The organism is Proteus faecis, assembly GCF_030286765.1.
In the GTDB taxonomy this organism is placed as follows: Bacteria; Pseudomonadota; Gammaproteobacteria; order Enterobacterales; family Enterobacteriaceae; genus Proteus; species Proteus faecis.
Window position 1 is genome coordinate 1 of record NZ_JASVWV010000030.1, and the last position, 9686, is coordinate 9686.

At 57.2% G+C, this 9686-nt stretch carries 13 protein-coding genes; 11 read left to right on the forward strand and 2 right to left on the reverse strand.

Annotated features, from left to right (window positions below; translation table 11 throughout):
* A partial coding sequence (locus tag QSH13_RS17955; RefSeq protein ID WP_286039417.1) for a hypothetical protein occupies positions 1 to 491 on the reverse strand: 491 nt, incomplete at its 3' end.
* A gap of 16 nt (positions 492 to 507) precedes the next feature.
* On the opposite strand from QSH13_RS17955, the gene traD reads away from it, so the two are divergent.
* On the forward strand, positions 508 to 2655 hold the full coding sequence (gene traD / locus QSH13_RS17960) for a type IV conjugative transfer system coupling protein TraD (RefSeq protein ID WP_001764968.1): 2148 nt from the start codon (positions 508 to 510) through the stop codon (positions 2653 to 2655).
* Positions 2642 to 3400: a TIGR03747 family integrating conjugative element membrane protein gene (locus QSH13_RS17965; RefSeq protein WP_001764969.1), complete on the forward strand. Its 759-nt coding sequence runs from the start codon at positions 2642 to 2644 to the stop codon at positions 3398 to 3400. The genes traD and QSH13_RS17965 overlap by 14 nt, the downstream gene beginning before the upstream one ends.
* Before the next feature lie 80 nt (positions 3401 to 3480).
* Here the strand turns inward: QSH13_RS17965 and QSH13_RS17970 are convergent, their stop codons facing one another.
* Positions 3481 to 4089, reverse strand: coding sequence for a DUF2913 family protein (locus QSH13_RS17970; protein WP_001764970.1), 609 nt, complete (start codon positions 4087 to 4089; stop codon positions 3481 to 3483).
* A gap of 147 nt (positions 4090 to 4236) precedes the next feature.
* On the opposite strand from QSH13_RS17970, the gene QSH13_RS17975 reads away from it, so the two are divergent.
* From QSH13_RS17975 to QSH13_RS18015, 9 genes are all read left to right on the forward strand, one after another.
* Complete coding sequence (locus QSH13_RS17975; RefSeq protein WP_001764971.1) at positions 4237 to 4563, forward strand: integrative conjugative element protein, RAQPRD family; 327 nt, start codon at positions 4237 to 4239, stop codon at positions 4561 to 4563.
* Positions 4560 to 4799 (forward strand): TIGR03758 family integrating conjugative element protein, encoded by a 240-nt coding sequence (locus tag QSH13_RS17980; protein ID WP_001764972.1) that lies wholly within the window; start codon positions 4560 to 4562, stop codon positions 4797 to 4799. The genes QSH13_RS17975 and QSH13_RS17980 overlap by 4 nt, the downstream gene beginning before the upstream one ends.
* Positions 4800 to 4894: 95 nt before the next feature.
* The gene (locus QSH13_RS17985) at positions 4895 to 5209 is read left to right on the forward strand and encodes a TIGR03745 family integrating conjugative element membrane protein (protein ID WP_349816269.1); all 315 of its coding nucleotides are present in this window, start codon (positions 4895 to 4897) and stop codon (positions 5207 to 5209) included.
* 12 nt (positions 5210 to 5221) lie between these two features.
* On the forward strand, positions 5222 to 5638 hold the full coding sequence (locus QSH13_RS17990; RefSeq protein ID WP_001764974.1) for a TIGR03750 family conjugal transfer protein: 417 nt from the start codon (positions 5222 to 5224) through the stop codon (positions 5636 to 5638).
* Positions 5631 to 6275 carry a PFL_4703 family integrating conjugative element protein gene (locus tag QSH13_RS17995; RefSeq protein ID WP_001764975.1) on the forward strand — a complete coding sequence of 215 codons (645 nt, stop codon included), beginning with the start codon at positions 5631 to 5633 and terminating at the stop codon, positions 6273 to 6275. Before QSH13_RS17990 ends, QSH13_RS17995 begins: the two co-directional genes overlap by 8 nt.
* Positions 6272 to 7177, forward strand: a complete 906-nt coding sequence (locus QSH13_RS18000) for a TIGR03749 family integrating conjugative element protein (RefSeq protein WP_001764976.1) — start codon at positions 6272 to 6274, stop codon at positions 7175 to 7177. The genes QSH13_RS17995 and QSH13_RS18000 overlap by 4 nt, the downstream gene beginning before the upstream one ends.
* Positions 7174 to 8670, forward strand: a complete 1497-nt coding sequence (locus QSH13_RS18005; RefSeq protein WP_001764977.1) for a TIGR03752 family integrating conjugative element protein — start codon at positions 7174 to 7176, stop codon at positions 8668 to 8670. The genes QSH13_RS18000 and QSH13_RS18005 overlap by 4 nt, the downstream gene beginning before the upstream one ends.
* On the forward strand, positions 8667 to 9143 hold the full coding sequence (locus tag QSH13_RS18010) for a hypothetical protein (RefSeq protein WP_001764978.1): 477 nt from the start codon (positions 8667 to 8669) through the stop codon (positions 9141 to 9143). The genes QSH13_RS18005 and QSH13_RS18010 overlap by 4 nt, the downstream gene beginning before the upstream one ends.
* A complete protein-coding gene (locus tag QSH13_RS18015) occupies positions 9140 to 9562 on the forward strand; it encodes a TIGR03751 family conjugal transfer lipoprotein (protein ID WP_001764979.1) in 423 nt (140 codons plus the stop codon). The genes QSH13_RS18010 and QSH13_RS18015 overlap by 4 nt, the downstream gene beginning before the upstream one ends.
* Positions 9563 to 9686 lie beyond the last annotated feature (124 nt).

Below are 9686 nucleotides of genomic sequence, written 5' to 3' on the forward strand. Positions count from 1 at the left end.
CTGTTTCCAGTGGAAACACCGGTTAAGTTTTGAGCACTGTTTCCAGTGGAAACACCGGTTAAGTTTTGAGTACTGTTTCCAGTGGAAACACCGGTTAAGTTTTGAGCACTGTTTCCAGTGGAAACACCGGTTAAGTTTTGAGTACTGTTTCCAGTGGAAACACCGGTTAAGTTTTGAGCACTGTTTCCAGTGGAAACACTGATTAAGTTTTGAGCACTGTTTCCAGTGGAAACACTGATTAAGTTTTGAGCACTGTTTCCCCGGGAAACACCGGTGAAGTTTTGAACACTGTTTCCCCGGGAAACACTGGCTAAGTTTTGAACACCGTTTCCCCGGGAAACACTGATTAAGTTTTGAGCACTGTTTCCAGTGGAAACACCGGTGAAGTTTTGAGCACTGTTTCCAGTGGAAACACCGATTAAGTTTTGAGCACTGTTTCCAGTGGAAACACCGATTAAGTTTTGAGCACCGTATCCCCGGGAAACACCCAAAAAAGAGTCTGAGAGAATGAGTGATCGTTATGTGATAGAGGCCTGGCTGCGACCGGCCGTTGAACTGAACAGTGCCCTGGTGTCCGGCGGGGCAGCGTTTGTGTGTGCGGTGGCCCCCTGGGCAGTGGCATTGTCGCCGTCCGTGAGTTATGTCACCGCCGGCGCGTTTGCCGGTTTTTCCGCACTGCGGGCGCATCAGGGATTCCGGGTATTACGTTACCGCCGGAATCTCCGGCGTCTGCCCCGTTATCAGGTGACCTCGGCACAGGTGCCGGTCAGCCGGCAGCGTCTGTTTCTGGGAAAAGGGTTTCAGTGGCAGCAGAAACACACGCAGCGCCTGCTGGAAACCCGGCGCCCGGAAGTGGAGCGGTATGTTCAGCCGCCGGCACATTACCGGCTGGCCCGGCAGTTTGAACTCCGTTTTGAATCCCGTTTTCCGGCGGTTTGCCGGCTTTTGCAGAAAGACAGTCGCCTGAATCCGGTCCGCCCGTTGCCGCCGGTGGGGGGGAACCCGGTGTTACACGGTGTGGAGCCGGATGAAGTGAATGTGACCATGGATTTGCGTGAACGGGTCGGTCATATGCTGGTACTGGGGACCACCCGTGTCGGCAAAACCCGTCTGGCGGAACTGCTGATCACGCAGGATATCCGACGGGGCAATATCACGATAGTGTTTGATCCGAAAGGGGATGCGGATTTGCTGCGCCGGATGTGGGCGGAAGCGCACCGGGCAGGACGCAGTGAGGAGTTTTACGTTTTTCACCTGGGCTGGCCGGATATCAGTGCCCGTTATAACGCCATCGGCCGTTTTGGCCGGGTATCCGAAGTGGCCGGGCGGGTGGCCGGCCAGTTATCCGGGGAAGGGAACAGTGCGGCGTTCCGGGAGTTTGCCTGGCGGTTTGTCAATATTATTGCCCGGGCGCTGGTTGCTCTGGGGGAGCGTCCGGATTATGCCAAAATTTTACGTTATGTCACCAATATCGGGGAACTCTATCAGACGTATTCGATGCAGGTGATCAAAGCACAACTGCCGGATTTGTTTGCCCAAATCGAGAATGCGCAGAATGCACTGACCGTGGAGGATGTGCCCCGTCACCTGCAAAGTGATCCGAAAGCCGTGGCGATCTGGGCAACAGAGCTGGCGTTAAGCAGTGAAAAAGGGAAAAAAATCTATGATCCGATCCTGGACGGGCTGCGCAGTGCGATCCGTTATGACCGGACCTATTTTGATAAAATTGTGGCCTCCCTGCTGCCGTTACTGGAAAAACTGACCACCGGAAAAACCGCAGCCCTGTTATCGCCGGATTATACCAATATGCAGGATCCCCGTCCGATTTTTGACTGGCAGCAGGTGATCCGGAAAAAAGGGATTGTGTATGTCGGGCTGGATGCTTTATCGGATGCGGAAGTGGCGGCAGCGGTGGGGAATTCCATGTTTGCGGATTTGGTCTCGGTAGCCGGGCATATTTATAAATTCGGGACAGAGGATGGTCTGCCGGATGCCGGACACGCCGGAAAATTACCGATCAGCCTGCATTGCGATGAGTTTAATGAACTGATGGGGGATGAATTTATTCCGTTACTGAACAAGAGCGGGGGCGCGGGGATTGAAGTGACGGCCTACACACAGACCTGGTCTGATATTGAGGCCCGGCTGGGGAATGCCGCCAAATCGGCGCAGGTCACCGGTAACTTTAACACCCTGGTGATGTTACGCGTCCGTGAACTGATGACCGCAAAATTACTGACAGAACAGTTGCCGGAAGTGGATATTTACACCAAAACCCTGGTATCCGGGATCACTGATATTTCCAATCCGGGACAGGGAAGTGATTTCACCTCCAATACCCAGGACAGGGTCAGTATGGTGGCGAAACCCTTGCTGTTACCGGCAGATATTATTCAGTTACCGAAGGGGCAGGCGTTTGCCCTGCTGGAAGGCGGAAAGTTATGGAAAATCCGGATGCCCCTGCCGGCGGCCGGGGAGGATACCCTGATGCCACCGGATTTGCAAAAAATCGCGCAGTATATGGAGAAAAATTACCGCACCGGCGAAACCTGGTGGACGGCAACACCATTTGCGGATGTACAGTCGGACACCGGCGGCATGAACGTGACTGAGATGGTACCGGATACCGAAGGAGGCAACGATGGCAACAGCTGAAGCCCGTCAGGAAACCCCGCGTCACCCGGCAAAAGAACCCGGTTTGCTGACCAAACTGGTGTGGCACTGGCCGTGGGCCATCATCGGGATATTACTGGCCTCCTGGGTATGCAGTCTGGTGATTGAATGGGTAGGGATAGCGTTGTTCTGGACAGAAGAGGGAGCGGAGCACAGCCGGCAGGTGATGTTAACCGAGAGCGGGTATCTGTCGGAAGGGTTTACCCGCAGTCTGCTGATGTCCAGTCCGGCGCAGTGGCTGGCGCATACTGTTGAGCAGGCATACCGGTGGTTGTTTGTGGAGTCCGGGCTGATGGACAGCTGGCAGAACGTCTACCCGGTGTCATCGGCCAATGGGAATGCGATCGCCCGTGAACTGGATAACTGGCGGAGCGGGCTGGTGTCTGAGCTGAGAGACTATCTGCTGGCGACAGTGTATGTGACGCTGACGTTTTTTATCCGGGTGACCATTCTGGTGCTCTCTGTGCCGCTGTTTGTTATGGTGCTGATAGTGGGCATGGTGGAAGGCTTTAACCGGCGTGATTTGCGGCGTTATGGTGCCGGGTATGAATCCAGTTTTGTGTACCACCACGCCAAGCGCTTTGTCAAACCGGCCTTTTTTGTTCCGTGTATGATTTATCTGTCCTGGCCGTCTGCCATTTACCCGAATCTGGTGTTGTTACCGGCGGCGCTGCTGTTCGGGCTTGCGGTGACAGTAGCCACTGCCTCATTCAAAAAATATTTATAGGCGCTGGACAGAGACACACAACACTTGTTTTTGTGTGTCTCTGTCAGCAGACAAGCGGCGTGCCGCGCGTCAGGACGGGGTTATCCTGCGCAGACGGCAGGAGGGATGAGTGAGTGCAGAAAATAAAGTGGTGGTGTGTCGGCCGGGATAAGTAGCCAGCCGCATTGTGTCAGAATGTCAGTCAGTACGCTGATATCGCCCCCGATTTTGACCGGCAGCCGGGTGAGCTGATGGCCGTTGGTATCAAAGGCTTGCTCCAGTGCAGTCCGGGACAGGTAGAGTGCGTTACAGTGCTTATCCGGGGTCACCGCATGTCGTCCGTGCCAGGATTTGTCACTCAGCAACTGATAAGCAAACCCCGCTTCTTTGGCCGATTCAAACGCATAAGTGAGGCGGAACAGATCGCTCTGCTCGTGTAATGTGCCGGTACAGGAGCGGTACAGATAATCCAGTTTTTGCGGCAGTTTTGCCCGGACACCCAGTGTTCGTCCCTGTTGGAGTAACCAGTCAATATCCGGCGTAACGTCCCGGTCAAAACGGCGTTGTTTTTTGGCCGTTGCCAGCCAGCGCATTAAAAACAGGTTTTTTTGCATGTCGGATTTGACCTGTCCGTCCTGTTCTGCCAGATGCAGGGCAACCAGTGCACACCAGGCAAAATGCCCGGTTTTTCGGGTGATGGTCTGACTCATAGGCTCACTTTTTATTTCTTCGTTTCATCTATTTTCGCAAAAAGCAAGCAAAAAAAAATTAAAAATTTTGGAAAACTAATTGTTTGCTGTTTTTTCTGCCCGCCTTTTTTACCCTGACTCCACATTCACCGTCTTTAAGGAGTCGTTATGCGATTATTTTCTCCTCTTCCTCCCCTGTGTGCACTGGTGGTCAGTGCCTGTCTGGTGTGCCCGGCACTGGCCGGGGAAAAAGATGAACTGGCGCTGACCTTAAAACAGCTTGAACACATCCAGGCCAGCCTGGAGCGTGCCCGTATTCAGGCAAATCAGGACAATCCCGCCCGTTTTTATTTTGATTATTCCCGCGCCTCCAGAGAGGTGGAGATTATCCGGCAGGGGATTGCCCGCTATCTGGAGCCGTCCCGTGCCCAGCCTTCCGTGCCGGTGAATGTGGCGGAGCCGCTGCGCGGGGATTACCGCCGGGAGCAGCGATGAATCCGTCACAGCAGGCGGCGTTTGAGGCCGCTGCCGGTCCGGGGATGTCTCCGGCTGTGCTGAATCTGTTGTGTATCGGGGCATTACTGGCGGTGTTGTTTTTATGGGCGGCCTGGGGACTGGTTGATGTTTACCGGGGCTGGGCAAATGAGAGTGTCCGTGCCGCCAGACTGGGGCAGTTTGCTGTCCGGGCGGTGATATTACTGGTGGTCTGCATCTGGATGTTTGCCAGCTGAGTGTGTTGTTAATTTTATTTTACAGGATGAAAGGGCATTTTATGAAGATGAATACGTTTTGGGGGCGGGGTATCTGCCGTATGGGGGCGTCAGTGATGGCGTTATGGGCTTTATTCAGTCTGATGCCGGCGTATGCCGCGCTGCCGCAGGTGGAGCCACCTTCCTCCGGCGGCGGGGGCGGGCTGATGGATACGATTAAAGGGTATATGAATGACGGCATTGTGATAGGCGGCCTGGTTGTGGCGGCGGTGGCCTTTATTGTGGTGGCCATGGCGGCGGTGTCCACCTTCAATGAAGTGCGGGATGAAAAAGCCGGCTGGGGTAAATTCGGTGCCATTATTGTGGTCGGTGTGATCCTGATTGTGGCGGTCGTCTGGCTGGCCGGAAAAGCCGCCACCATTATTTTTTAAGCGGAGGCCACGATGCAGACCATCGATTTTATGCCGGATCGCTTAAATGCGGAACCCACTGTCTTTCGCGGATTTACCACCCATGAAATGTTTGCCGCCGCCGGTGTCGGTTGTGCCGGCGGGATCGTTATCACTCTCCCGCTGTTACCGCTGGCCGGCTGGGTGATCCTGCCGACCGGCGCACTGATTATGCCGCTGTTGGTGGTGTTTTTCGGCGGCGCCTTTCTGACCCGCATCAAACGCGGGAAACCGGAAAATTATCTCTACCGCCGGTTGTCCTGGAAACTGCAAACCGGGTTTGCCCGCACCCTGCCGCTGACCGGGCGGCTGACCGAAACATCCCTGATCACGGTGTCTCAGGGCTGGTTTTTACGCCGGACGCAGGCGATGTCACTGTGCCGGTATTTTGCCGGAGGCCGCCATGAGTAAATTCCGTCATGCCCTGCAAAACCGGGACCAGCATATTCTGACCCTGCGGGTGATCTGCGGGGTGCTGGTGCTCTGTCTGTTAGTGGCGTTTACCGGCTGGATGCGGGCGCCGGATAAACTGACCATCCATAATCCGCCGGATTTACGGTCCGGCAGCACCCGTGCCTGGTGGGAAGTGCCGCTGCCGACGGTGTACGCCTTCAGCTTTTATATTTTTCAGCAGCTCAATGCCTGGCCGAAAGACGGCGAGGTGGACTATCCGCGCAAGATTGCGCAGCTCAGTGCTTATCTGACGCCGTCCTGCCGGGCGTATTTTGAGAAAGAGGCCGCTTACCGCACCACGCTCGGGGAGCTGAAAGGGCGTTCCCGGGTGGTGTATGAAATCCCGGGGCGCGGGTTCAGTGAGGATAAAGTCCGGGTGATTGACCGGGATAACTGGATTGTGCGCCTGGATTTGGTGGCGGATGAATATTTCAGTGCGGAGCCGGTCAAGCGGGCAACGGTGCGCTATCCGGTGAAAGTGGTGCGCTGGGAGGGGGATCCGGAAAGCAATCCGTTTGGTCTGGCGCTGGACTGCTATGACGGGACGCCTCAGCGTCTGGAAGCGGCAGATCAGAATAAGGAGGTCAGTCAATGAAGCTGAAACGTCATCTGACGGCCTGTGCGCTCGGGGCGGCAACGGTGTTTTCTGCGGTTTCACTGCCGCTGTCGGTGCAGGCGGTGGAGCTGGTCCGCTGGGAGCGTATTCCGCTGCCGGTGTCCCTGCATGTGGGGGAAGAGCGCATTGTGTTTGTGGAAAAGAATGTGCGTGTCGGATTTCCGCCGTCCCTGAATGAGAAACTGCGGATCCAGAGTACCGGCGGGGCGGTCTATCTGCGGGCGGAAACGGCGTTCCCGCAGACCCGCCTTCAGTTACAGGATGTGGAAAGCGGGGAAATCCTGTTGCTGGATGTGACGGCCACGGCCGGTAAAGGGGCGCTGGAGCCGGTACGGGTGGTGTACAGCGGGGAAGTCAGCACACAGCGCGACAGTCAGACCGTCAGACGCAGCGGGCAGACCGGCGGAAACACCGGCAATACGGCCCCGCCGGCAGCCGGAACCGGGGAGCACAAAGCGAAGCCCCGTTATCCGGCCCCGTTACCGGTCTTACTGACCCGTTATGCCGCCCAGAGTCTGTATGCGCCGTTAAGAACCGTGGAGCCGGTGCCCGGTGTGCAGACGTTATCGCTGAACTTACCCAAAACACTGACGGCACTCTACCCGTCAGCGCCGCTGACCGCGCAGCCGCTGGCCGGCTGGCAGGCGGCGGAGTACCGGGTGGTGGCGGTGAAACTGACCAACCAGTCCGCTCAGAAAGTTATTCTGGATCCCCGTCAGTTGCAGGGGCAGTTTGTCAGCGCCACGTTCCAGCATCAGTGGCTGGATGTGAAGGGCACACCGGAGGATACCACCACGGTATATCTGGTGATGAAAGGCAAACCGGATAAGGCATTTCCGGCGGAGCCGCCTGTCCGGGGAACGGGAGGGAAAGCCCGATGAAAGTGACATCCAATACGCTGGTCAAAATCCTGGTGCCGTCCGCACTGGCGCTGGCGGTGCTGATCGGTATCAAAAGCTGTCAGCCGGAGACACCGGCCGGCAACGGCGGGCAGGACAGTCTGTCCCAGTCGATTAATGATCTTGACCCGGGGGAACTGAAGTCGCTCGGGATTGAGGGGGATACCCCGGCTGATACGCTGCGGACGCTGATTGGCACCATGAAAACGGTGCGTGACCGTCAGGCGGAGCTGATTGCACAAAATGAGAAACTGCTGGAAGAGAATGCGCAGTTGCGCAGCCGGCAGCAGAATGTGTCGGGGCAGATCCAGTCTGCGGTGGCCTCTGTCCGTCAGGAAGCGGAGAGTCAGCAGCGTGCCCTGCAACAGGAGCAGCAGACGCTGATGCGGCGTCTGGATACCCTGGGGGAAACGCTGACAGCATCAGGTGGTCAGGCGGTACCCGGCAGCGGACAGGGCGATATTCCGCTGGGACTGGGGCTGGATGCACAGGGCAGCGGACTGACGGTGAAAGACGGGCTGTTGTGGGCTGAGCCGCAGGATGCTCAGCCGGCTGAACCGGGAAGGAGTGTGAACGGACAACCGGCTAAACCGGCGTTTCCGACGTCTTTTCTGGAGGATAACGCCATTACCCGTCAGAAAGCAGAACTGGACCGGCTGGCCAAAAATCAGCGCACGCTGTCCGGCACAGCGGACGGGGAGGCCCATACCGAACCGGCTTACACGATACCGGAAAATGCCACCCTGGTGGGCAGTCAGGCGATGACGGCATTGCTGGGCCGGGTGCCCATTGACGGTAAAGTGACCGATCCGTATCCGTTCAAGGTGGTGGTGGGAAAAGACAACCTCACGGCGAACGGCATTGAGTTACCGGATGTGGAAGGGGCGGTGATCAGCGGCTCGGCCACCGGTGACTGGACATTGTCCTGTGTGCGCGGGGATATCACCTCGATCACCTTTGTTTTTACGGACGGCACGGTACGCACGGTGCCGAAGCCGGCTGACAGAACGGACGGCGGCAGTCAGGCCGGCAGCGGACAGAATGCCCGCAATAACGGCGGGTCGCTCGGCTGGATCTCGGATGAGAGCGGGATCCCGTGTATCAGCGGTGAGCGTAAAACCAATGCCGGCACCTATCTGCCGACCCTGTTTGCCCTGACGGCAGCGGCCTCGGCCGGGAATGCGATGTCACAGAGCCAGTATACCGCGCAGAACAACGGTTACGGTATCACCTCCTCGCTGTCCGGGGATGCGGGAAAAGCCGCGCTGGGCAGTGCCATCGGCGGCGGTTTTAAGGATGTGGCGGACTGGGTGAAATCCCGCTACGGGCAGACCTTTGATGCGGTGTATGTGCCGCCGGGGCAGAAAGTCGCGGTGCATATCAGCCGTCAGATCCCGGTGGATTATGAATCACAGGGACGCCGGGTGAACTACGGCTTTTCACTGACAGCGGGTGAGGAAGGAGGTCTGGAGTGACGTATTTTGCGAAGCCGGGGGCGCAGGCCGTGATGCCGGTGACGTTTCCGCTGGTGTTTGTGTTCAGTGCCGGAAAAGCCGGTTGCACCGGAAGTCATTTTTGCCTGACGGTGGCCGGCCATCAGGTGTTTGATGATGAGCAACAGCAGCTGATTGCCGGCATGTCACCGGCGACGATACAGCTGGCGTGGCAGGTTGCCGCCGGTGGGGCTGTGCTGTCTGTCGGCCGTCACCGGGTGACGCTGTGTGACAACGACATTACCGTTTACCGGTTTGCCCCGGGGAATAAGGCGTACCCGCAGGACCGTGACTGGGATCGTCTGCTGTACACGGTGTTTAAAGGAGAGACGCCGGATAAAGCCGGCTGGCAATGCGTGCCTTTTTCATTATCTGAACTGAACTGTCACGGTGAGTTTGCCCGGCTGACCTGCCGGGGGGCGGTTCTGAAGGGAGCGGGAGGGATCATACTATGAGACTGATGAAAGGCAGTGTGCTGTGCGCACTGGTGTTTTTACTGGCCGGCTGTGCCACCTCCAAAGAGGAACTGCTGCCGGCGGGAAACAGCGACATGATGGCCATCTGGTCAGGCAGACAGGCTGACCCGAATACGGCGGATAACCGGACGGTGACGGAAGCTGCCCGCAGCGTCCTGCGTCGCGGGCTGACGAACGAGGAAGCGGCGCGACGTCAGCAGGCGAACACCGCGTATACCCGGACACAACACAGTGAGATCCATCAGCAGTTTCCGCGTCTGCCGAACCCGGACATGGTGATGTATGTGTTCCCGCATCTCTCGGCCGGTAATCTGCCGGTGCCGGGCTACAGTACCGTATTTCCGTTTTACCATCAGGTGCAGTATGCCCTGCCGGGTGAGCGTGTGGAGGGCTTATGATGGGGCTTTCATTATTCCGTTCACGCCGGAAAGCGCAGGCGGTTTCTGCTGAAAAAACGGCTGACAAAACCGTACACCGCAGTACACCGGCAGAGAATGCCGGTTTAGCCCGTGAGCCGCTTTC

Bases quoted from the DNA above. Each gene is read 5' to 3' on its own strand.
- traD (WP_001764968.1), top strand. From the start codon at position 508: ATGAGTGATCGTTATGTGATAGAGGCCTGGCTGCGACCGGCCGTTGAA.
- QSH13_RS17965 (WP_001764969.1), top strand. From the start codon at position 2,642: ATGGCAACAGCTGAAGCCCGTCAGGAAACCCCGCGTCACCCGGCAAAA.
- QSH13_RS17970 (WP_001764970.1), bottom strand. From the start codon at position 4,089: ATGAGTCAGACCATCACCCGAAAAACCGGGCATTTTGCCTGGTGTGCA.
- QSH13_RS17975 (WP_001764971.1), top strand. From the start codon at position 4,237: ATGCGATTATTTTCTCCTCTTCCTCCCCTGTGTGCACTGGTGGTCAGT.
- QSH13_RS17980 (WP_001764972.1), top strand. From the start codon at position 4,560: ATGAATCCGTCACAGCAGGCGGCGTTTGAGGCCGCTGCCGGTCCGGGG.
- QSH13_RS17985 (WP_349816269.1), top strand. From the start codon at position 4,895: ATGGCGTTATGGGCTTTATTCAGTCTGATGCCGGCGTATGCCGCGCTG.
- QSH13_RS17990 (WP_001764974.1), top strand. From the start codon at position 5,222: ATGCAGACCATCGATTTTATGCCGGATCGCTTAAATGCGGAACCCACT.
- QSH13_RS17995 (WP_001764975.1), top strand. From the start codon at position 5,631: ATGAGTAAATTCCGTCATGCCCTGCAAAACCGGGACCAGCATATTCTG.
- QSH13_RS18000 (WP_001764976.1), top strand. From the start codon at position 6,272: ATGAAGCTGAAACGTCATCTGACGGCCTGTGCGCTCGGGGCGGCAACG.
- QSH13_RS18005 (WP_001764977.1), top strand. From the start codon at position 7,174: ATGAAAGTGACATCCAATACGCTGGTCAAAATCCTGGTGCCGTCCGCA.
- QSH13_RS18015 (WP_001764979.1), top strand. From the start codon at position 9,140: ATGAGACTGATGAAAGGCAGTGTGCTGTGCGCACTGGTGTTTTTACTG.